The sequence below is a fragment of the Saccharothrix isguenensis genome, assembly GCF_052936305.1.
Window position 1 is genome coordinate 4245342 of record NZ_CP193626.1, and the last position, 20578, is coordinate 4265919.

Below are 20578 nucleotides of genomic sequence, written 5' to 3' on the forward strand. Positions count from 1 at the left end.
CACACCGGCGGGTAGGAGTAGTACCCGAGATTGGCGAAGCGACGACGACGCACGATCCTCTTGAGCAGTTTCACCACAGGCTCCTCATCGTTGATGAGACCCAGTGTTACTAGATGATCACTCTATGTCAACGACGGGCAGCCGGGTGCTCGGCGCGCGCCGTGCCGGGCGGGACCGTGACGGTGAGGCTGGTGCCGGTGCGGGCGGTGACCGGGGCGAGCAGGCCGTTGATCCGCACCAGGTTGTTGGCGAACTCGGGGTCGGTGTTGGCGACGCTCAGCGTGACGGCCGTGCCGGACGTGGCGGTCTTCGGGGTGAAGTCGGCGAGCGCGGGCCGGTCGTCGCCGATGACGAGGATGCCGTCGAGGGTGGCCGTGCCGTGCGGCGAGATGACCGAGAGCGGACCACTGGTGGCGCCTTCGGGGACTGTGACGACGAGCTTGTCCGGTGCGGCGGAGGTGACCGCGCCGGACGTGCCGTTGAACCGGGCGCTGGTGCCGGTGGCGGCGAAGCCCTTGCCGGTGACCGTGACGGAGTCGCCGGGGCGGACGCGGCCGGGCACGGCCGACAGGATCGCGACGGCGGGGGTGCCGAGCCGTTCGACGCCGGTGGTGTTGCCCACCGCGTCGTAGCGGTAGCGGGCGACCGAGCCGTCCGCGGTGACCACGCCGACGAGTCGGCCGAGGGCGTCGTAGGCGTAGGACGCCGGACCGGGTGGCGGCTCCGCCTGTGCCTCGGCCTGCGCCGGGGCGGGCGTGCTCGCGGGGCGCGGCGTCGCGGGCGACGGCTGGGCGGAGGAGTACCCCGCAGCGGAGCCGGCGACGGTGAGGAGCGCCAGGAACAGGGTGGAGAGGCGTCTTGTCGACCGCGGCACGTTGTCTCCTCGGGCCGTTCGGGCGGGGCGCGGGCAGGGGCACTACCCCGGCCGCGAGAGGACTCGGCCGGTCGGACGACACAGCGCGCAGCGGTGAGCAGGGGTCGCTGCGCATGACGTTTCGCGGCGGGTGGCGGGTTCATTACAGGAGTCACCCGAACGTCGCAGCGGGGCGGTCCTCGCCGGGGTGGCGGACTACCCGTTCGTGCAGGTCAAGCTCGTTTCGGTGACCCAATTGCCCGGCTTCGAGTCACCGCAAGGAGGTCGTGCAGCCCAATGGCGCAACGTCGGATCGCGGTTATCCGGGTATTCCACGCGAGGGCGGCACGAGCACGGCCATGGCGATCGCTCGTGGCACCGTCCACCGGGGTGCGCCGGCCGGTGACGCGGACGGTGGCGCGGACGGTGGCGCGGACGGTGGCCTACTGATCGGCGGCGGGGAGGGCGGACCCCCATGGCCGTCACCAGTCCACAATGGAGGGGAGCGGACCACCAGGCCGGCGTCCGGGTCCGGGCGAGCAGCCGGGCGGTCCCTCGGAGGCACCGACAGGTGGACCCGTCGTCGTGCCGTCTCGCGGTCGCTGCGGTGTACTGGCCTCGACACGTCGGGAGCAGGAAGGACGCCGTGGTGGAACCGGACATCGTGGTCGTCGGGGCGGGGCTTGTCGAGGTCGGTGGTCGAGTGCGCACGGACCCGGTCGACGGGTTCCGGCTGGACCGGGCGTTCCCGGTGCCGCAGCCCTCCTGCCCGGAGGTCCGGCCAGGCCGGTCCCTGTGCCGCTCGGTGCGGTTCGGCGGGGGCCGGCACGCGTCCGGCGCCCGCAGGGACGACCACCGGGTCACCGCCGACACCACCGAGACCACCGGCGCTGTCCGGCACGACGTGCGCGACGGCGTCCGGTGAACGGCGGGGCACCGACGCGGTGCGTGGTGTTCGGGGCGACGGGGTACATCGGCGGTCGCCTCGTCCCGGAACTGCTCGCCGCCGGGCACGAGGTCCGCGCCGTCGCCCGGGACACGCGGAAGCTCGCGGACGTGCCGTGGCGCGACCGGGCCGAGATCGTCACCGGCGACGTGACCGACGCGGGGAGCGTCGCCGAGGCGATGCGGGGCCGGGATGTCGTGTTCTACCTGGTCCACTCGCTGCACCTGCACGACTTCGTCGACGTGGACCGCGCCGCGGCCCGACTGGTCGCGCAGGAGGCCGCCGCCGCGGGCGTCACGCGGATCGTGTACCTGGGCGGCATCGCCCCGGACACCGGAGAGCTGTCCCCGCACCTGGCTTCACGCCGGGAAGTGGGCGAGATCCTGCTCAAGTCCGGCGTGCCCACCGTCGTGCTCCGGGCGGCGATCATCATCGGCTCCGGCTCCGCGAGCTTCGAGATCCTGCGCTACCTGACCGAACGCCTCCCGGCGATGGTCACCCCGAGGTGGGTGCACAACCGGATTCAGCCGATCGCGGTGCGCGACGTGCTGCACTACCTGACCCGGGCGGCGGACCTGCCCGCTGGGGACGACCGCGCCGTCAACCGCGCCTTCGACATCGGCGGACCCGACGTGCTCACCTACTACGAGATGATGCGCCGGTACGCGGTCGTCGCCGGCCTGCCCAGGCGGCTCATCCTGTCGGTGCCCGTGCTCACCCCCTGGCTGTCCGCGCAATGGGTCAACCTCGTCACACCGGTCCCCCGCAGCATCGCCGTGCCGCTGATCGAGTCGCTCATCCACGAGGTCGTCCGCCACGACCACGACATCGCCGGGCACATCCCGGACCCGGACGGCGGCCTCACCCACTACGGGACCGCGGTCGAACTCGCGCTGACCCGGATCCGGAACGCGGACGTGCCCACCCGCTGGTCCGACGCGAGCGCACCATCCGATCCGCTGCCCACCGATCCGGAGTGGTCCGGCGGCAGCGTCTACGTCGATCGCCGCGAACGGCGCACCACCGCCGACGCCGACACCCTGTGGCAGGTCGTGGAGTCGATCGGCGGCGAGCACGGCTGGTACTCGTTCCCACTCGCCTGGTCGGTGCGCGGCTGGATAGACCGCGTCGCCGGCGGCGCGGGGCTCCGCCGCGGCCGGCGCCACCCGCACCTCCTGCACACGGGCGAGGCGCTCGACTGGTGGCGGGTCGAGCACATCGACCGCCCACACCTGCTGCGGCTGCGCGCCGAGATGCGCGTCCCCGGCAGGGCCTGGCTCGAACTCACGGTCACCCCGCACGAGCGCGGCGCGACCTACACCCAGCGCGCGATCTTCGAACCGCACGGGCTCGCCGGGCACCTGTACTGGAAGTCCATCGCACCGTTCCACGGCGTGGTGTTCGGGGGGATGGTCCACAACATCACCGGAGCCGCGGAACAGGGAATCCGGACCTGACCGGACGCCGGACGACCGCCGCGCGACGGTCCGTGAGCCGCGGCGACCGCTTGTCATGCGGAACCGCCCGTGCGCTTCTACTGTCGACGAGAGGTGGAGCCACGGAGGTGCGATGAGAAGCCAGTACGAGTACTTGGCCGTGCTGGCCGCGTGTTTGCTCGTCACCGCGCCGCTGGAGTGGATGGGACGCGGCGTGTACCGCCGTGGGCGGGACGTGGTCCGCGCCGTCCTGCCCGTGTTGCTGGTCCTGGTCGTCTGGGACGTGGTGGCGATCGCACGCGGGCACTGGAGCTTCCACCGCGACGGCACGACGGGTGTGGTGCTGGGCGGCGTCCTCCCGATCGAAGAGGTGTTGTTCTTCGTGGCCATCCCACTGTGCGCGTTGCTGACCTACGAGGCCGTCCGCCGGTTGTTGCGCGATGGCTAGGGAGTACCTGCTGGCCGCGCTGACGACGGCTGTCCTGGTGGTGCTGCTGGAACTGCTGGTGCTGCGCACGGGGTTGTTCCGACGCCCCGCGTACTGGGTCACGATGGTGATCGTGCTCGGCTTCCAGGTCCCGGTGGACGGGTGGCTGACCAAGCTCGACGCGCCCATCGTGCTGTACGCGGACTGGGCGATCAGCGGTGTGCGGGTGCCCTGGGACATCCCGGTCGAGGACTTCCTGTACGGCTTCACGATGGTGACCGCGGTGCTGCTGCTGTGGGAGCGGGCGAGGAGTGCGCATGACGCGGTTGACCGCCACTGAGGTGTCGGGGTCGTTCGACGTCGCGGCGAAGGACTACGACCTGCTGGTCGGCATGAACCCCGGTTATCACCGGGCGTTGCGGACGTCCGCGCGAGCGCTCGGTCTGCGGCCGTCCGGTCCGGGAGGAGGCGGAGCCGGGCCGCGCGTGCTGGACCTGGGCTGCGGCACGGGTGCGTCGACCGCCGCGCTGCTCGACGTGTGCCCGGACGCCGAGATCGTCGCGGTGGACGCGTCGGCCGGGATGCTCGCGCGGGCACGGGCCAAGCGGTGGCCCGACACCGTCACGTTCGTGCACAGCCGCGCCGAGGACCTGGACGTGAGCGGGCCGTTCGACGCCGTGTTCGCCGCCTACCTCGTGCGCAACCTGCCCGACCCCGATGCCACGCTGCGCGCCGTCCACGGGCTGCTGAAGCCGGGGGCGCCCCTCGTCGTGCACGAGTACTCGGTGCGCGACTCCCTGCTGCGCACGGCGATCTGGACCGCACTGTGCGGGCTCGTCGTCGTACCGGCCGGTCTGCTGCTCACCCGCGACCGCACGCTCTACACCTACCTGTGGCGCAGCGTGCTGCGGTTCGACGGCGCGAGCGCGCTGCGGGACCGACTGCGGCGCAACGGGTTCGTCGGCGTGCGGAGCCGTCCGGTGCCGGGCGGGCAGCTCGGCGCCGTGCACACCTTCATCGGCCGGGCGCCGGCGCGGGAGCACTCGTGACCTTCCGAGACCCCAAGGCGGTGCGAGTCTCAGCGCCGGCCGGACGCGCGAGGTTCGACGGGGACGTCCCCACGGTGGTCGTGGTCGGCGCGGGCATCGCGGGACTGGCCGCCGCGACCATCCTGGCCGAGCGCGGCGCCAGGGTCGTGGTGTGCGAGCGCGAGCACCACCTCGGCGGCCGGGTGGGCGGGTGGCCGACCCGGCTCGCCGACGGCAGCGAGGTCACGATGACCCGCGGCTTCCACGCGTTCTTCCGGCAGTACTACAACCTCCGCGCGTTGCTGCGCCGGGTCGACCCCGGTGGTGGGGCGCTGGTCGGCCTGCCTGACTACCCGCTGTGGCACACCGGCGGGCACCGGGACGGGTTCGCCGGGCTGCCCACCACCTTGCCGTGGAACGCGCTGGCCTTCCTGCGCCGCAGCCCGACGTTCCGGTGGTCCGACCTGCCGTCCGTGGACGCGCGCGCCGCCCTGCCGCTGCTGGACGTGTCGGTGCCCGAGGTCTACCGGGAGCTCGACGGGCTGGACGCGGCGACCTACCTGGAGCGGATCCGCTTCCCCAAGCCCGCGCACGTGCTGGCGTTCGAGGTGTTCTCGCGCAGCTTCTTCGCCCATCCGAGCAGCATGTCGGCGGCAGAGCTGGCGGTGATGTTCCACATCTACTTCCTCGGCTCGGCGGAAGGGCTGCTGTTCGACGTGGCGGCAGACCCGTTCCCGCACGGCCTGTGGGAGCCGCTCGGCCGCCACCTCGCCGAGCTGGGCGCCACCGTGCGCAGGGGTGTCGAAGTGCGGTCGGTGGAGCCGGGCGGGTCCAAGCGGTTCGCGGTGGACGTGTCGGGCGACGTGCTCGACGCGGACGCCGTCGTGCTGGCCGCCGACGTGCCCGGTCTGCGCCGGGTCGTCGCCGCGTCACCCGGCCTCGGCGACGCGGCGTGGCGCGAGCGGATCGCGGACCTGCGCACCGCGCCGCCGTTCCTGGTGTCGCGGTACTGGCTCGACCGACCGGTGGACCCGGACCGGCCGGGCTTCCTCGGCACCAGCGGCTACGGCCTGCTGGACAACGTGAGCGTGCTGAACCACTACGAGCACGAGGCTCGGGCGTGGGCCGCGCGCACCGGCGGTTCGGTCGTGGAGCTGCACGGGTACGCCCTGCCGTCCGACGAACCCGATCCCCGCGCGCGGCTGTGGGAGCAGCTCACCGAGGTCTACCCCGAGACCAAGCGCGCGGGTGTCGTGGACGAACGCCACGAGCTGCGCGCCGACTGCCCGCTGTTCCCCGCCGGCGGCTTCGCCCAGCGCCCCACCGTGCGCACCCCGGACGACTTCGTCGTGCTGGCGGGCGACCTGGTGCGGATCGATCTGCCCGTCGCGCTGATGGAACGCGCGGCGACCACGGGGTTCGCGGCGGCGAACCGGCTGCTGGGCCGGTGGGGCGTGGCCGGGACGGAGCTGTGGAGCGTGCCCACCGCCGGTCGGGGGCCCGTGCTGCGCACCGTCGCCCGCCGTTGGGGCCGGACCCCTGCGACAGGCAGCCGGGCGTAGGCCGTGTCCCGGTGCGGGGCGTGGCGAGGTCGCGCCGGTCCGGTCACGACCTCGCCGCGCCCGCACCGGGACCTAGTTCGCCTCTCCTGTCAGCGCGAACGACCGCAACCGCCGGGTGGCCGCTACCGTGCCCGCCACGACGAACACCGACGCCATGGTCAACGCGGTCGCCACCGACATCGTCGAGGAGATCAGCGGGGTGTCGCCGATCGCGTCCGCGATGGCCGTCGCGTGCCGGCGGATGCTGAACACGCGGGCGCCGTCGACGAACGACACCAGCAGGTTCTCCCACAGCACGATGTAGATCAGGCCGACCGCGACCGGGCGCTTGGCCATCACGCTCAGCGCGAGGAACAGGGCGCTGTAGGCCAACGCGCCGAGGGCCGTGCCGACGACCAGGCCGCCCGCCAGCGTGCCGGAGCCCGCGACCAGGGCCGCGACGGCCAGCGGCAGGGCGGTGGCCACGGTGGTCACCAGCCAGGCCACCAGGAGCTTGGACAGGATGATCTCCGAGCGCGGCAGCGGCTTGGTGATCAGGTGGGTGATGGTTCCGTCGTCGATCTCCAGGCCGAGCACGCTGCTGCCGACGATCAGCGCGGTCAGCGGCAGGATGACCGAGAGTCCGAGGTTGGAGAAGACCAGCGGGCCCCAGTCGGACGGCGTCACGTACTCGTCCTCGCCGGCGACGCCCAGCAGGGTCAGCCCGATCAGGATGATCGGCATGGGGAGCAGCAGCAGCACGCGCCTGCGGCCGAGGAGCGCCCTCGCCGTGAGGGCGATGATCGTCGGGTTCATGTGGTCACCAGGTAGGAGAAGACCTTCTCGAGGGACTCGTCCGAAGGCAGGATCGTGGTCAGCCGGATGTCCCGCTCCTTGGCGAGCTTGGCCAGGGTGCGGGTGAAGGTGCCGTAGTCGCTGGTGTGCACCTGGAGGCCCGCCGCGGCGATGCTCACCCCGGAGACCGACGGCTCCGCCATCAGCGCTGTCGCGAGGAGGCGGTCGTCGGAGGAGGCGATGGTGAACACGTGCGGACGGGTGGTCATCAGCCGCCGGATGTGCCGGTAGTCGCCGGAGGCGGCGAGCCTGCCCGCCACGATCACCTGCACGGTGCCGGAGAGCTGCTCGACCTCCTCCAGGATGTGGGAGCTGAACACGATGGTCCGGCCCTCCGCCGCCATGCCGTCGAGCAGCTCCATCATGTGCATCCGCTGCCGGGGGTCCATGCCGTTGAACGGCTCGTCCAGCAGCAGCACGTCCGGGTTGTGCACCAGCGCCGCGGCGACCCGGCTCCGCTGGCGCATCCCCTTGGAGTAGGTGGAGATCCGGCGGTCCTGCGCGTCGCGCAGGTCCACGGTGTCCAGCGCGGCGCGGGCGGCGGCCGCCGGGTCGGGGAGCTTGTGCAGCTTGGCGCCGGCCAGCACGAACTCCCACGCGGTGAGGAATCCCGGCACGCTCTCGCGCTCGGTCACCAGGCCGAGCTTGCGGTACATGGCGGGGTTGGCCCACGCGGGCTCACCGCCGATCACGACCGTGCCCTGCGACGGGGCCAGCAGGCCCGCCATCAGGTGCAGCACGGTGGTCTTGCCCGCGCCGTTGGGGCCGAGGAGGCCGGTCAGTCCGGGGCCGATCGACAGGGTCACGTCGTTGACCGCGACCACGTTGCCGTACCAGCGGGAGACGCCCGCGAGTTCGACGGTGTTCATGACTTCATCCCCTTGTACCGCCACACGGCGGCCGTCGTGCCGAGCGCGGCCAGCGCGACCGCGACCAGGCCGTACACCGGTCCCATCGAGCCGATCGCGACGAGGCGGACGTCCGCTCCGAACAGCCACTGGTCCACGCCGTTGAGCAGCCTCGTCGGGTCGAGCAGCCCGGCGAGCCGGCCGATCGTCCCGGAGTCGAGTTCGCTCAGGACACCCGAGATCGGGGCGGTGAGCAGGAAGACGCCCATGATCATGCCGGTGGCGAACACCCGGCGCCCCGACAGCGAGGCGATCGGCAGTGCCAGCGCCGCCAGCAGCGCGGCGTGGACCGCCGCGGCGACGAGGCCGACGAGCAGCCCGCCGACCTCCTCCAGCACCCCCGGGACGCCGTCGTCGGTGCTGAAGGCCATGCCGATGAACATGATCAGCATGGGCGCCGCGAGCAGCAGGAACGTCGCGGTGGCCAGCGCGGCGACCTTCGTCAGCGCGTAGCTCGACCGGCCCAACGGGCGGGACAGGTACAGCTGCAGCAGGTTCGTGCGCAGGTCGACCGACACCAGCTCGGGCGCGACCACGGCGACGAACACCGTCGCGGCGAAGGTGAAGGTGGAGGCGATGCCGACGTAGTCGAGCACCGGCTCGGGCGACTGGCTGTTGATGATCACGATGATCAGCGACGCGATGCCGGCCAGGCCGATCAGCCCCATCGGCAGCACCTTCGCCCACGGGCTGCGGCCGATGCCGTAGGCGCTGCGGACACTGTGGACGTACAGCGCGCGGGCCGAGTAGCCGCGGCCGAGCCTCGGGCCGGTGTAGCGCTGGTAGCCGATGTCGTGGATGACGCCGGACTCAGACATGGGACACCTCCTCGGCCGGACGGTCGCGGAACAGGTCGGCGACCTGGTGCCGCTGGCGTTCCAGCCGGTGCAGGCAGAGATCGAGGTCCGCGACGGCGTCCCGGATGAGGTCGTACACCGCGCCGTTGTCCTCGCCGAGGCGGACGGTCAGCACGCGGTTCTCACGGCGCACGTCCAGGCCTGCGGCGGTGAGCGCGGCGGCCAGCCGTTCGGCGCCCTCGTCGATCTCGACGACGAGCAGGTCGTTGTGCTCGGTCATCGACGACAGCGTCGCCGAGCGCAGGAGGGTGCCCGCGTCGATGGCGACCAGCGACGTGCAGATGCGCTCGATCTCGCCGAGCAGGTGGGAGCAGACCACGACCGAGATGCCGAACTCGGTGCCGATGCGGTGCACCAGGTCGAGCATCGCCCGCCTGCCCGCCGGGTCGAGCCCGTTGGTGGGTTCGTCGAGCAGCAGCAGTTCGGGGTCGTGGACCAGCGCCTGGGCGAGCTTGACCCGCTGCTTCATGCCGGTGGAGTAGCCGCCGATCCGGCGGTAGCGCTCCTCGTAGAGCCCCACGTGCCGCAACGTCTCCGACGCCCGCTCCCGCGCCGCCGCGGCGGGCAGACCGCTGACCCGGGCCATGTGCGTGACGAACTCGGCGGCGACCATGTCCGGCGGCAGGCAGTCGTGCTCGGGCATGTAGCCGACCTTCGCCCGAACCTGCTCCCCGTCGGCGACCGGGTCGAGTCCGAGCACGCGGATCCGCCCGCTGGTGGGCGTGAGCAGCCCCAGCGCGAGCTTGATCAGCGTGGTCTTCCCCGCGCCGTTGACCCCGACCAGGCCGACGACACCCGCCTCGATGTCCAACGTCAGGTCCGCCAGGGCGGTCACCTTGCCGTCGTAGCGCATTCCCAGCGCTGTGGTCTCGATGAGTGGCACACGAAGACCCTATGGCCGCCGTCCGCGCACCACATCCGGCCGTCCCCTGAGTCCGGCGGTCCCTCGACCCCTAGGGGTCGGCGGCGGAGGCGCGGACGGGGTCCACGATCAGGCGCACGGCGTCGGTCAGCGTGGCGGGCCGCCGCACGGACTCCGGCAGCGCGAGCCCATCCCAGCCGGGGCCGGCCACCACCACCGCTCCCGTGCTCCGGCGCAGGTCCTCGATCGGCACAGCTGCGGCGAAGTCGACGTGGTGTGCCCAAAGCACGACCACGGCCGGGCGCAAGCGCTCCACCGCGTCGTGCAACGCCGGCGGCGGCACCCGTGCGCCGAGGCTGCGCCACAGGCGGTCCTCTTCGGACAGCGCGGCGCCGAGGGCTTCCAGCGCCAACGTGTGCTGTTCGTCCGGCGCGCACGACAGCAACGCGGTCAGCACGCCGTCGCGGTGCGGGTAGGGCACGGCGCGCAGCGCGTGCAGCAGGCCCGCGCTGGCCAGGTGCTCCACCTCGACCCCGTCTCCGCGCCGGTGCACGCGTTCGCCCAGCTCGATGAGGAATGGCGCCAGCACCGCCTGCCAGGCCGCCACGACGCCGTGCGCCGTGATCAGTTCGGCCGCCAGCCGGCGCACCCGGGGCTCGTCCAGCCGGTCGGCGGCGGTCAGGAACCCGCGCCGAGCGGACCGGGCCGCGTCGGCGGTGAGTTCTGGCCTGGCCGGCTGCGGGGAGGCCGGGGCGTGCTCCCGCGACTGCCAGGCCGCGTCGGCGGGTGCGACCCCCTGCGCGGTCAGCGCGATCATGCGCCGCAACTGGTCGATTTCGTCGTCGCGGTAGCGGCGGTGACCGCCGGCGGTGCGGTCGGACGGCCCCAGCCCGTAGCGCTGGTCCCACGTGCGCAGCGTGGTCGGCGAGATGCCGAGCATCGCCGCGACGGCGCGGGGTGTCCAGCTCATCGACTGCGGGCTCACTTCCTGGCGCGTTCGGAGAGCATAGCCCTCAGCTCGCTCTCGCCGAGGCCACCCCAGATGCCGAACGTCTCGTGCACCTCGAGCGCGTGCTCGCGGCACTTCTGCATCACCGGGCACCGCCGGCAGATGGCCTTCGCCATGGCTTCGCGCTGCTCACGGGCGGATCCGCGCTCGTTCGGCGTGTGGAAGAAGTAGACGCTGTCCATGCCGCGGCACAGACCGGAGAGCTGCCAGTCCCAGGACTCGGTGACCGGGCGGGGCAGGCGGGAGAGCTCGGGCATGGCGCACGTCCTCTGCGAGTCGACAGCGATGACGAGCCCAGCATAAATTCGACTCAGAACCGATTCAAGTCGAGGCGCTTACGGCTGTCGGTCGAGTCAGGGCGTGCGTGACGAACTGCGTGCCGACGCCCTGACGCTGGAACTGCGGGACCAACCCCAGCGGAGACAGCGACAGGACGTCCACGACACGGCGGGCGGAGCAGGCACGACGCCATTGCGCGCCGGGTCGTCAGTCGGGGAACGCGCCCCTCGACCGGAGGGCGTACCGGCGCTCGGCGTAGGCCAGGTCGTCCCGCCACAGCCGCGCGGCAGCCCACCGCATCACCGGCCGCACCGCCGGCGCCACCCGCCTGACCAGCGCGAACCCGCGTCGTTCGGACTGCGCGATGGTCGCCTCGACGACTGCCGTCCGCCCGAGGTCCAGCGGCGTGGCGTGGGTCTCCACCACGCTGCCCTCCCCCTCGCCGGAGACGATGCGCATGACCACCGTCCGCGGCTCGGGGCAGGTGAACTCGGCGGTCACCGGCACGCCGAGCCTGCCGACGACCCGGAACGTCACCTCGACCAGGAAGCGGTCCCGCTCCGCGGTGGGCGTCTCCAGCACCCGGAGGTTCGCGAACGCGTAGGGGTGGAACCACGCGCCGTGCCACGGGTCGAGCCGGTTCGCCATCACGTCCTCGGGCTCGCAGCGGCCGATCAGCGTCGCGACCGCGTCGAGCGCTCCCCCCGCCGGACGTGCGGGCAGCACCGGCTCGGGCAGCGGTTCCTCACCGCCGACGTCGTCCAGGCGCACCCAGACGAGCACGCCGTCGTCGTGCGTGGGGAACGGGCTCCACCCGCCGAACCGCTCACCGCCCAGTGCGAGACCGTGCCAGCGGCAGACCACTCTGCCGCCGGTGACCTCGCCGTCGCACAGCGGTGCGCCCAGGTGCGGGCACGAGCCGGGACCGGCCATCAGCACGTCACCCGGCCCTCGCCACAGCACCACCTCACGACCGGCGACGGTGCGGCCGAACGGCTTGCCGCGCACGACGTCGCGGCTCGCGCCGACCACGAACCAGTTGCCGGAGGGTCGCGCGGTGGCCCGTTTCAGCGCCGCCTCGATGAGCGCGGGTTTCGCGTCACGCCAGGTCGGTTCCTGCTGCGACCAGCTCGGGCTGGTGAACGTGCGCAGCGGCAGGCGGTCGGGCATGTCTTCCCTCCGGTGGTCAGGCCGTGCGGGCGAGCACGGCCCTGGCGAACGCGGGCAGCGCGACCGCGAGGCGTCGGCCGTTCGACACCGCGACGCGCCGGGACAGGACGTCGTAGTCCGCTTCCTCGACCAGGTCGAGGATCCGTCCGTAGAGCCGGTACGCGGTGCTCACGCACGGCCGCGACCGAGGGGCGAGCATCGCGATGCCCGGCAGCGCCCGCGCGTAGACCTGGCGCGTGCGGTGGACCTGGTCGCGCAGCGCCGCCCGGATCCGGCCGTCGACCCGGCCGGCGGCGCGGGCCCACCGCAGCCGGTCCCGGTCGACGCCGGAGGCCGCGAGTTCGTCGGCGGGCAGGTACACCCGGCCCCGGTCGAGGTCCTCCCCGACGTCGCGGATGAAGTTGGTGAGCTGGAACGCGATCCCGAGCGCGGCGGCGGCGGGCTCGGCCTCCTCCCTCGGCACGACCGTCCCGAGCACCGGCAGCACCTGGAGGCCGATGACCGCCGCCGACCCGTGCACGTACCGGATCAGGTCGGCGCGGGTCGGGTAGTCCGTGACGGTCAGGTCCATCCGCATGGACGCCATGAAGTCGTGGAAGTGCGCGGCGGGGATGTCGTGCCGGCGCACGGTGTCCGACAGCGCCGCGACGACGGCATCGGGGCTCGTGCCGAGATCGAGCGCGGAGGTGAGGACGGCCTCCACCGCCGCGAGGCCCTCGACCTTGTCCGGCAGTCCACTGTGGACGTCGTCGACGATGTCGTCCACCCGCCGGGCGAACCCGTACAGCGCGTGGACGGCGGGCCGCTGCTCCGGGCTGAGCACCCTCGTCGCCAGGTAGTACGTACGCCCGTGTTCGGCGTTGAGCGAGCGACACCGCCGATAGGCATCGCGGAGCGGTGGTTCGGTGATGCCCGCGGCATCCAGTTCCCGGTCTGCGGACATTCGTCGGCGTCCTCTCCGCGATGGCACGACCTCACGCTAAGTCCGCCCGCAGCGGTCCGCACGACCAGCGCCGCTCGTCGTGCGGACCACGGGTGGCGCTGCTTAGCTCGGATCCACTGAGTTTCGACCACCACACGAGGGAGCGACGATGTCGCTGTTGGCCGGCGTCGACACCCGCACGCCCACTCCCCCGGAACCCGACTCGTTCCCGGCGCGGTTCGCCGGCGCACTGGACGGCTTCTTCCGCACCCGCACCGGGCTCGACGCCGCGCGCGACCTGGTCGAGGAGGTGCACTCGCTGGCCCTGACCGGCGGCAAGCGGATCCGGCCGGCGTTCGCGTGGTGGGGCTGGCGGGCGGCCGGGGGCGAGGCACGTGGTGAGGCGGCCGAAGCCACCGTCCGCGCGTTGGTGGCGTTGGAGCTGTTGCAGTGTTGCGCCCTGGTGCACGACGACGTGATGGACCGCTCGCCGACCCGGCGCGGCAGGCCCTCCGCGCACGAGGAGTTCGCCGCGCGGCACCGGCGGCGCCGGTGGTCCGGCAGCGCACGCCGCTACGGCGACTCCGCCGCGATCCTGATCGGCGACCTCGCGCTGGCGTGGGCGGATGACGCGCTCGTCACGGCCGGGCTGCCCGCCGACGCGTTGCAGCGCGCGTGGCGGCCGTGGCAGCGGATGCGGACGGAGATGATGGCCGGTCAGCACCTGGACCTGCTGGCCACCGCCGGCCGGGACAGCTCGCTGGAGGGCGCGTTGCGCGTCGCGGCGCTGAAGACCGCCGCGTACACCGTCGAACGGCCGCTGCACCTCGGCGCCGCGCTCGCCGGCGCACCGGCCGACGTGATCGGGTGCCTGCGCGAGTTCGGCCGCGACATCGGCGTGGCGTTCCAGCTGCGGGACGACCTGATCGGCATGTTCGGCGACCCGGCGGTGACCGGCAAACCCGTCGGAGAGGACCTGCGGGAGGGCAAGCGCACCCCGCTGATGGCGATCGCGATCGCCCGCGCCACCGCGGCGGGCGACCACGCCGCCACCCGCACGCTGCTCCGCTGCCTCAGCGGTGTGCCCCTGACGGACGACTCGGTCGCCGCCGCGCAGGCGCTGCTGGTCGACCTCGGCGCCGTCCGGGCAGTCGAGGAGCACATCGACGCGCTGGCCGCACGCGGGCTCGCCGCGCTCGGACGGGCGGACGTCGACGACGTCGCCCACACCCACTTGGCAGAGCTGGCGGCCAGGGCCGTCCGCCGCCGCGACTGACGGGGGAGACACCGTGGCACGCGTGGTGGAGGGCCGCACCGACTCGGTCGTCGTGGTCGGCGCGGGGCTGGCCGGGCTGTCCGCCGCGCTGCACCTGCGCGGGGCCGGGCACGAGGTCACGGTGCTCGAACAGCGGAACCATCCCGGCGGCCTGGCGGGCAGGCTGGACGTGGCCGGGCACCGGATCGACACGGGACCGACCGTGCTGACCATGCCGGAGCTGTTGGAGGACGCGTTCGCGGCGGTGGGGGCACGGCTCTCCGACCACCTGGACCTGGTGCCGCTGCACCCGGCCTACCGCGCCGAGTTCGCCGACGGCAGCACCCTCGACGTGCACAGCGACGCCACCGCGATGGAACAGGCGATCGCCGAGTTCGCCGGCGACCGCGAAGCCGAGGGCTATCGCAGGCTGCGGGCCTGGCTGACCCGGCTGTACCAGGTCGAACGCGACCGGTTCATCGGCGCGAACTTCGACTCGCCGCTCGACCTGCTCGGCCGCGACCTCGTCACCCTCGCGCGGCTCGGCGGCTTCGGCTCCCTGTCGCGGGCCGTGGGCCGGTTCCTCCGCGACGACCGGCTCCGCCGCGTGTTCACGTTCCAGTCCCTGTACGCCGGGGTGTCCCCCGCCGACGCGCTCGCCGCCTACGCCGTGATCTCCTACATGGACACCGTGGCCGGCGTCTGGTTCCCGCGCGGCGGCATGCGTGCGGTCCCCCAGGCCCTCGCGGACGCCGCAGCCGCGGGAGGTGTCCGGTTCCACTACGACGCCGAGGTGGTCTCGCTCGACCGCGCCGGCCCACGGGTGACCGCCGTCCGCACCACGACCGACCGCTTCCCGTGCGACGCCGTCGTGCTCGCCACGGGTCCGGCGCAGAGCACCCGGTTGCTGAACGGCGGACCACGCCGCCCGTTCCCGCTGAAGTGGTCACCGTCCGCAGTGGTGGTGCACGTCAGCGCCCGGCGGCTGGTCGGAGCGCCTGCCCACCACACCATCTCGTTCGGGACCGCGTGGGAACGCACGTTCGACGAGATCATCCACGAGGGCCGCCTCATGAGCGACCCGTCCGTGCTGCTCACCACCCCGACCCTCACCGACCCCGGGTCCGCTCCGGAGGGACGGCACCTGCAGTACCTGCTCGCCCCGTGCCCGAACCTGGACGCCGCCGCCATCCGGTGGGACGTGACCGGCCCGCGGTACGCCGAGGAGGTCATCGGCGAACTCGTCGCCCGCAAACTGCTGGACACCGACGTCGAGGTCCTGTCGGTCGTCACGCCCGACGACTGGGCCCGGTCCGGCCAGGCTGCGGGAACCCCGTTCTCGGCGGCCCACACCTTCGGCCAGACCGGCCCGTTCCGGCCGCGCAACCTGCCGTTCCGCGACGGCAACACCGTGCTCGCGGGCAGTGGCACCACACCCGGCGTCGGCATCCCGCCGGTGCTCATCTCCGGCCGGCTCGCCGCCGAACGGCTCCGGCGACGGTGACGGTGACGGTGACGGTGACGGTGACGCGAGGACATCGCGGCGGCGGCTCGCCCTCGTTCCGGGCAGCAGCCGGTGACCGCACGACCGGAGCCGCCCGCCGCGTCAGTCCTTCAGCGGGTCGTGGCCCCAGTTCATCAGCGAATAGCGCCACCTCGTGTGCTCCACATCCCCATCAGGGCGCTGCGCGAGGTGCCGGTGGACGTAGCCGACGACCTTGCGCATGTGCGCGTGGTCGTCCTCGGTCAGCTCCCCCTTCTTCTTCCGCAGCACCTCCACGATCCGCCTGCCGGACTCGTGCCCCACCGACTCGCCACCGTCGGACTGCCCGACGGACCGGGACTCGTCGGTCTCCAACCACCGCGTCAACTCCGTCGCCGTCATGTTCACGGCGTCGTCGAACTCACCGGTCACGAGTCGTCTCCCAGCGCGCCGGGCTTGTGCACCGCGTCCTTGCCGGTCTTGTCGCTGCGCACCCGGTACTGCGGCTCCTCCTCCGACGCCCGCACCTTCCTGCCCGCGGCCTCGGTGTCCTCGGTGATCTCCTCGACGACCTCGCCGTGCACCGTCTGCCCGTGGCTCGACCAGGTGACCTCGTCACCCTCGTGGAACTTCTCCTCGTCCATGGGACCATCCTGTGCCGCCACGCCGGACTCCACACGTCGGCTGCGCGCCGGTCAGTCGTGGGACACGCTGTTTTCACCCGGTCGACGGGCGATCAGGTCAGCACCCGGTCCCCGTTGAGGACCGCGAGGTACTCGGCCTGGCTCGGCAACGTGGCCGCCAGCTCCCCGCCTGCTCCCGGACCTTCGCGAACTCGCGTCTGGCCGCCTCCTGCGGCAGCAGGTCGATCGCGGAGCGGTGCCCACGGGGAGGTGCCCGCCCAGACCGAGCAGCATGACGTTGTAGGAGTAGGCCTCGAGACCGTGGTAGTGCGGGTACACGGACGCGGGGGCCGGCAGCATGCTGGACCACAGGTCCAGGCGCGGGACAGTGGCGGCGGCGGGCACGGCCGGCGCGGGCGGTTTCCTGGCCTGATCCGGCCCGGCCCGGTCTCAGCCCCGCAGGAGGCCGCTCCGCGTGGTGCGGGGAGACATCACCATGGCCTCCTCGTCGTTGGGGGCCGCCACGAGCCCTGCCCTCACCTTGTCCAGCATCGCGGTCTCGTCGAGCACGCCGTGCCGGACGAGGAAGGGGTAGGCGCCCTGGATGAAGTGCGCCCAGACCCGCATGACCGTTTGCACCTCGACCATGGTGGCCCAGTAGTCCGAGCCGGCAGGCGCGTTCACGACGTCGGCGAACCCGGGGTCGCCGTCGCGGCCCGCCAGGTGCCTGCTCAGGATCTTCGACCTGAGCGCGGAGACGTCCAGCAGGGCGACGGCGGCGTCCACAGCGGTCGTCCGGTCGGCATCGGGGACGACGGGCTGGGACGCGGCCTGGTACCGCGCCTCCAGCCCGCGGAGCCTCTGCAGGTAGGTGCCCTCGCCGCCGCCGCCGGAGCGGCTGTCCCCGGCGGGCCGGCCACCGGTGGCCGAGCAACTGGCGTTGTAGACCACGAGGTATCCCTGGAGGAGGCTGCCGGCCACCGGCGTCCAGTCGTGCACGGGCATCTCCATGCTGCCCGTCTGACGCGCGATGGCCTCGACCTGCTGGAACAGGTTCCTCCAGTCGCTCCGCAGGTTCTCGGTGACCGGCTCGCTGCTCGTCAGCATCGCGAGCCCGTCCTGCACCCAGCGGACCACTTCGTCGAGGCGCTTGCCCTGTTGACGCTCGGTCGCGGCCTTGACCAGGCCCCACGCCGCGAAGTGCGACTTCTGCGGGTCTTCCTGCGCCTTCGGCCGTCCGGCCGTGCTCATCAGGACGCGGGCGAGGACGACGTCGCCCGGTCCGAGCGGCATCATGGGCTGCTGCGCGTCCACGGCACCGAGGTTGACGAAGACGTCGACACCGAACCCCGCTTCGAGCCTGCCCGCTCGGAGCCGCCAGGGGTACGTGGCGTTGCGGGTCCCGAGGTTCGGTGCGGGAAGCCCGACGGGGCTCGGGTGGAAGGAACTACCCCGCTGAGCGGGCAAGTCTCCCAGCTGGGCGGCTACGAGCGGGAACGCGGTGTGCAGGGTGGTCCAGAAGTTCCGGTTGGCGGCGCTGAGGTTCGGCTCGGGCAGGCTGGGGTTCGGCTTGTAGTCCTGGAGCTTGGCGACCGCGTCGAGCGCGGTCCCGAGGTCGAACCCGGCGTCGTCGTCCCGCAGCAGCGCCTCCTGCACCTCCAATGTGCCCATGGCTCCGCCCTCGTTGTCCCCCGTGGCCTCCCCGGAGGCGTAGGCGGTCATCGGGCTCAGCTGGTAGGTCTGCACGAAGGAGACGAGCAGGGCGGACAAGGCGGGCTGCCACAGGTGCAGCGGCCTCGGGTGGTTCTTGATGTCCGCGACCAGCGCCCGCGTCTCACCGAGCAGCCTGGTGAAGTGGCCCACCACCGGGGGGCGCTCGACCGTCACCGCCAACCCGTCGAACTCGTTCAGGGCCGCCTCGAAGTAGGCGACGAACCGTTCGGCGGTGATGCCTCCCAGGTTCTCCAGCGCCCTGCGGGTGAGGACCCAGGCGGTGGTGTGGGACTTCTGGCCTTCTTCGCCGAAGCGCGTGAATCCGCGCTCCCGGCCGACCTGCACGTCGGTCACCCTCACCGCGTCGTAGGCGTACTGCTCGTTGGCATCGGGCATCCCGCTCTCGGTGTTCGTGACGGCGACGTAGCCGAGAAAGGCCGTCGGCGGACGGGCCGGGTTGGTCCACTGCTCGTGCTGCTCGGTGGGGTCCATGCCCTGAGGTCCGCCGAAGCGCTGGACGGCGACCGCGTCGTGGTCGTGGGTGTGGCCCGCGGCGTGCGACGCGTCGTCCACCGACCGCGCCACCGGCACCGGATCCGCCATCACCCGGGCGGCGTTGGCCTCGGCGGCGCGCTCGAACCGGTCCGACGGGTCGCTCACCCGCACGCCGTCCCCTCGGTCGGTGCCCGCCACGCTCCCCTGCCGCTGCTGGATGACGTGCGTCAACTCGTGCGCCAGGGTGTGCGGGTCGCCCCCGCCCCGCCCGATGACCACGTGGTTGTGCGACGTGTAGGCGTGGGCACCCAGCTCGGCGGCGGAGCGCTGGGCGGCGGTGTCGGTGTGCAGCCGGACGTCGGAGAAGTCGGCGTCCAGCCTGGCTTCCATCTCGGTCTTGGTGGACTCGTCGAGCGGGCGACCCGGCGACCGCAGCACCTGGTGCACGCTCGACCACCTCCCTTGATCGGTCGCGGCGGGGTCGTGCCGGCGCTGGGCGGCCAGCATCCCGACCACGGCGGCATTGCCGATCGTGCGTTGCAGCGCCGGCAGCGCGTCCGGCGCGAGCCCGCCGGGGTGGAGGGCCGACACCGCCCCGCTGTCGGCGACCGGTTCCGCCGCGCGTCGCGCGGGACCGTCGAGGTGGTTGATCCGCTCCGGCTCGTCCCGCGCGTGCATGCCGTCTCCGTTCCACAGCAGTGAAGGCTTGTGTGCACGTGTCTAGCGGCGTGGCGGACGGCCGGGAATGGCGTGGAGGGCACTCCTCGGGCAAGCCGGTTGCCCTCCACGACGAACCCTTGTGGCACGGAGCGCGAACGGGGTCAGGTGATCGGCTCCACGGTCGATGCTCACGCCGCGGTCGACTCCCGGCACAACAGGTAGCGCCACGGGTCGAACCACCCCTTCTCGAACGCCTTGCGCAGCAGGGGGAACCGGCCCGTAGCGCAGCATCTCCTGCCCGGCCGAACTTTCCGCCGTGACGACTTCCCAGCCGGTGAACCGCGCGCGCACCTCCTCCTCCCGCGCGCCCTTGAGCACCGGGTGGTGGGCCAGGGCGAGCATCAGCACACAGCGCTCCCGGGTTGGCGCGCCGCGTCACGCCGGGCACGTAGCGGTCGTGGTGACACGGCGTTACGGTGATTGCGCCGAGCAGGGCCATCCGCATCAGCGCCATCCCCGGATCATGGCCACCTCGAACCGTCCCCGCGCGTCCGCTCCGACGCGGTTTCCCTTGCTCCACAACCCAAGTCGCATCCGGTGGTGTTCCGGCGCGGGAGGGCTGATCGATGGCCGGGCTCGTCACACCGCGACTATGCTGGCCCCACGCGACCACAGGAGGCACAGCCATGTCGATCGACGTGCAGCAGCCGAGGGTGCATGACCTGGTGGGCAACCACATCCTGATCGGCGGGATCGCCGGCGGGGCGTTCGAGGCGGGCTTCAACTACCGCGTCCACGAGGGCCACGACGAGGTGACCGGGTTCTTCATGGCCGGCGACGGCGCGGGCGGCCACGGGCAGTTCCAGGTGACGGCGGACGTGTCGGCCGCGAGCTTCACCCTCGACCGGGTGTTCGTCGAGGTCTTCCACGTCTCGCCCGAGGACGGCGCCGAACTCGACAAGGTCGTCGTGCCCGTGGTGCTCGGGCCGAAGATCGTGCCGGACTACCGGACGTACGTGGAGCACGTGGTCACGTCCGGCGAGACGCTGTGGGCCATCTCGACCCGCTACTACGGCGACGGCAACCTCTACCACCGGCTCGTCGCGGCGAACCCCGGCGCCATCACCGACCCGAACGCGATCAGCCCGGGTGACGTGATCAGGGTGCCGCAGGCGTAGGGAGGGGTGAGGCTTCTCCAGCCTCCCAGCCGCCCAGCCGCCGACCGCACGCCGTCCGACCACGAATACCACCGGCTT

At 72.6% G+C, this 20578-nt stretch carries 21 protein-coding genes; 9 read left to right on the plus strand and 12 right to left on the minus strand.

Going from position 1 to position 20578, the window contains the following annotated elements; all coding sequences use genetic code 11:
- Positions 1-127 precede the first annotated feature (127 nt).
- Entirely contained in the window at positions 128-874 is a 747-nt protein-coding gene (locus ACRAKI_RS19350; protein ID WP_447001906.1) for an IPT/TIG domain-containing protein, read from the minus strand.
- A 628-nt stretch (positions 875-1502) separates the two neighbouring features.
- Here ACRAKI_RS19350 and ACRAKI_RS19355 point away from each other — a divergent pair.
- The 6 genes from ACRAKI_RS19355 to ACRAKI_RS19380 all read left to right on the plus strand — a co-directional run bounded on the left by ACRAKI_RS19355 (position 1503) and on the right by ACRAKI_RS19380 (position 6252).
- Positions 1503-1778 (plus strand): hypothetical protein, encoded by a 276-nt coding sequence (locus ACRAKI_RS19355; RefSeq protein ID WP_447001907.1) that lies wholly within the window; start codon positions 1503-1505, stop codon positions 1776-1778.
- 23 nt (positions 1779-1801) lie between these two features.
- Complete coding sequence (locus ACRAKI_RS19360) at positions 1802-3256, plus strand: SDR family oxidoreductase (RefSeq protein ID WP_447001908.1); 1455 nt, start codon at positions 1802-1804, stop codon at positions 3254-3256.
- Positions 3257-3368: 112 nt separating this feature from the next.
- Positions 3369-3683, plus strand: a complete 315-nt coding sequence (locus ACRAKI_RS19365) for a lycopene cyclase domain-containing protein (RefSeq protein WP_447001909.1) — start codon at positions 3369-3371, stop codon at positions 3681-3683.
- The gene (locus ACRAKI_RS19370; RefSeq protein ID WP_447001910.1) at positions 3676-4002 is read left to right on the plus strand and encodes a lycopene cyclase domain-containing protein; all 327 of its coding nucleotides are present in this window, start codon (positions 3676-3678) and stop codon (positions 4000-4002) included. Before ACRAKI_RS19365 ends, ACRAKI_RS19370 begins: the two co-directional genes overlap by 8 nt.
- A complete protein-coding gene (locus tag ACRAKI_RS19375; RefSeq protein WP_447001911.1) occupies positions 3980-4711 on the plus strand; it encodes a class I SAM-dependent methyltransferase in 732 nt (243 codons plus the stop codon). The genes ACRAKI_RS19370 and ACRAKI_RS19375 overlap by 23 nt, the downstream gene beginning before the upstream one ends.
- On the plus strand, positions 4708-6252 hold the full coding sequence (locus ACRAKI_RS19380) for an FAD-dependent oxidoreductase (RefSeq protein ID WP_447001912.1): 1545 nt from the start codon (positions 4708-4710) through the stop codon (positions 6250-6252). Before ACRAKI_RS19375 ends, ACRAKI_RS19380 begins: the two co-directional genes overlap by 4 nt.
- A gap of 72 nt (positions 6253-6324) precedes the next feature.
- Here ACRAKI_RS19380 and ACRAKI_RS19385 read toward each other — a convergent pair whose 3' ends face one another.
- From ACRAKI_RS19385 to ACRAKI_RS19420, 8 genes are all read right to left on the minus strand, one after another.
- Positions 6325-7047, minus strand: coding sequence for an ABC transporter permease (locus tag ACRAKI_RS19385; RefSeq protein WP_447001913.1), 723 nt, complete (start codon positions 7045-7047; stop codon positions 6325-6327).
- Positions 7044-7955 carry an ABC transporter ATP-binding protein gene (locus ACRAKI_RS19390; RefSeq protein ID WP_447001914.1) on the minus strand — a complete coding sequence of 304 codons (912 nt, stop codon included), beginning with the start codon at positions 7953-7955 and terminating at the stop codon, positions 7044-7046. The genes ACRAKI_RS19385 and ACRAKI_RS19390 overlap by 4 nt, the downstream gene beginning before the upstream one ends.
- Positions 7952-8812 carry a hypothetical protein gene (locus tag ACRAKI_RS19395; protein WP_447001915.1) on the minus strand — a complete coding sequence of 287 codons (861 nt, stop codon included), beginning with the start codon at positions 8810-8812 and terminating at the stop codon, positions 7952-7954. Before ACRAKI_RS19395 ends, ACRAKI_RS19390 begins: the two co-directional genes overlap by 4 nt.
- Positions 8805-9734, minus strand: a complete 930-nt coding sequence (locus ACRAKI_RS19400) for an ABC transporter ATP-binding protein (RefSeq protein ID WP_447001916.1) — start codon at positions 9732-9734, stop codon at positions 8805-8807. The genes ACRAKI_RS19395 and ACRAKI_RS19400 overlap by 8 nt, the downstream gene beginning before the upstream one ends.
- A 70-nt stretch (positions 9735-9804) precedes the next feature.
- A complete protein-coding gene (locus tag ACRAKI_RS19405; protein WP_447001917.1) occupies positions 9805-10683 on the minus strand; it encodes a MerR family transcriptional regulator in 879 nt (292 codons plus the stop codon).
- An 11-nt stretch (positions 10684-10694) separates the two neighbouring features.
- Positions 10695-10979 carry a WhiB family transcriptional regulator gene (locus ACRAKI_RS19410; protein ID WP_447001918.1) on the minus strand — a complete coding sequence of 95 codons (285 nt, stop codon included), beginning with the start codon at positions 10977-10979 and terminating at the stop codon, positions 10695-10697.
- A gap of 229 nt (positions 10980-11208) precedes the next feature.
- On the minus strand, positions 11209-12171 hold the full coding sequence (locus ACRAKI_RS19415) for a DUF5914 domain-containing protein (RefSeq protein ID WP_447001919.1): 963 nt from the start codon (positions 12169-12171) through the stop codon (positions 11209-11211).
- A gap of 16 nt (positions 12172-12187) precedes the next feature.
- Positions 12188-13114 (minus strand): phytoene/squalene synthase family protein, encoded by a 927-nt coding sequence (locus ACRAKI_RS19420; protein WP_447001920.1) that lies wholly within the window; start codon positions 13112-13114, stop codon positions 12188-12190.
- 148 nt (positions 13115-13262) lie between these two features.
- Here ACRAKI_RS19420 and ACRAKI_RS19425 point away from each other — a divergent pair, with 148 nt between their 5' ends.
- The gene (locus tag ACRAKI_RS19425; protein WP_447001921.1) at positions 13263-14369 is read left to right on the plus strand and encodes a polyprenyl synthetase family protein; all 1107 of its coding nucleotides are present in this window, start codon (positions 13263-13265) and stop codon (positions 14367-14369) included.
- 13 nt (positions 14370-14382) lie between these two features.
- Positions 14383-15852: a phytoene desaturase family protein gene (gene crtI, locus ACRAKI_RS19430; RefSeq protein ID WP_447001922.1), complete on the plus strand. Its 1470-nt coding sequence runs from the start codon at positions 14383-14385 to the stop codon at positions 15850-15852.
- 102 nt (positions 15853-15954) lie between these two features.
- Here crtI and ACRAKI_RS19435 read toward each other — a convergent pair whose 3' ends face one another.
- The 3 genes from ACRAKI_RS19435 to ACRAKI_RS19445 all read right to left on the minus strand — a co-directional run bounded on the left by ACRAKI_RS19435 (position 15955) and on the right by ACRAKI_RS19445 (position 19340).
- A complete protein-coding gene (locus ACRAKI_RS19435) occupies positions 15955-16263 on the minus strand; it encodes a DUF3140 domain-containing protein (protein WP_447001923.1) in 309 nt (102 codons plus the stop codon).
- Positions 16260-16475 (minus strand): DUF2945 domain-containing protein, encoded by a 216-nt coding sequence (locus tag ACRAKI_RS19440; protein ID WP_447001924.1) that lies wholly within the window; start codon positions 16473-16475, stop codon positions 16260-16262. Before ACRAKI_RS19440 ends, ACRAKI_RS19435 begins: the two co-directional genes overlap by 4 nt.
- A 429-nt stretch (positions 16476-16904) precedes the next feature.
- The gene (locus tag ACRAKI_RS19445; protein WP_447001925.1) at positions 16905-19340 is read right to left on the minus strand and encodes an eCIS core domain-containing protein; all 2436 of its coding nucleotides are present in this window, start codon (positions 19338-19340) and stop codon (positions 16905-16907) included.
- A gap of 668 nt (positions 19341-20008) precedes the next feature.
- On the opposite strand from ACRAKI_RS19445, the gene ACRAKI_RS19450 reads away from it, so the two are divergent.
- The gene (locus ACRAKI_RS19450) at positions 20009-20500 is read left to right on the plus strand and encodes a LysM peptidoglycan-binding domain-containing protein (RefSeq protein ID WP_447001926.1); all 492 of its coding nucleotides are present in this window, start codon (positions 20009-20011) and stop codon (positions 20498-20500) included.
- Positions 20501-20578: the final 78 nt, after the last annotated feature.

Excerpts from the sequence above, each read along its gene's own strand:
- ACRAKI_RS19365 (WP_447001909.1), top strand. The coding sequence starts at position 3,369 with ATGAGAAGCCAGTACGAGTACTTGGCCGTGCTGGCCGCGTGTTTGCTC.
- ACRAKI_RS19370 (WP_447001910.1), top strand. The coding sequence starts at position 3,676 with ATGGCTAGGGAGTACCTGCTGGCCGCGCTGACGACGGCTGTCCTGGTG.
- ACRAKI_RS19375 (WP_447001911.1), top strand. The coding sequence starts at position 3,980 with ATGACGCGGTTGACCGCCACTGAGGTGTCGGGGTCGTTCGACGTCGCG.
- ACRAKI_RS19385 (WP_447001913.1), bottom strand. The coding sequence starts at position 7,047 with ATGAACCCGACGATCATCGCCCTCACGGCGAGGGCGCTCCTCGGCCGC.
- ACRAKI_RS19390 (WP_447001914.1), bottom strand. The coding sequence starts at position 7,955 with ATGAACACCGTCGAACTCGCGGGCGTCTCCCGCTGGTACGGCAACGTG.
- ACRAKI_RS19395 (WP_447001915.1), bottom strand. The coding sequence starts at position 8,812 with ATGTCTGAGTCCGGCGTCATCCACGACATCGGCTACCAGCGCTACACC.
- ACRAKI_RS19405 (WP_447001917.1), bottom strand. The coding sequence starts at position 10,683 with ATGAGCTGGACACCCCGCGCCGTCGCGGCGATGCTCGGCATCTCGCCG.
- ACRAKI_RS19410 (WP_447001918.1), bottom strand. The coding sequence starts at position 10,979 with ATGCCCGAGCTCTCCCGCCTGCCCCGCCCGGTCACCGAGTCCTGGGAC.
- ACRAKI_RS19415 (WP_447001919.1), bottom strand. The coding sequence starts at position 12,171 with ATGCCCGACCGCCTGCCGCTGCGCACGTTCACCAGCCCGAGCTGGTCG.
- ACRAKI_RS19420 (WP_447001920.1), bottom strand. The coding sequence starts at position 13,114 with ATGTCCGCAGACCGGGAACTGGATGCCGCGGGCATCACCGAACCACCG.
- ACRAKI_RS19425 (WP_447001921.1), top strand. The coding sequence starts at position 13,263 with ATGTCGCTGTTGGCCGGCGTCGACACCCGCACGCCCACTCCCCCGGAA.
- ACRAKI_RS19440 (WP_447001924.1), bottom strand. The coding sequence starts at position 16,475 with ATGGACGAGGAGAAGTTCCACGAGGGTGACGAGGTCACCTGGTCGAGC.
- ACRAKI_RS19445 (WP_447001925.1), bottom strand. The coding sequence starts at position 19,340 with ATGCACGCGCGGGACGAGCCGGAGCGGATCAACCACCTCGACGGTCCC.
- ACRAKI_RS19450 (WP_447001926.1), top strand. The coding sequence starts at position 20,009 with ATGTCGATCGACGTGCAGCAGCCGAGGGTGCATGACCTGGTGGGCAAC.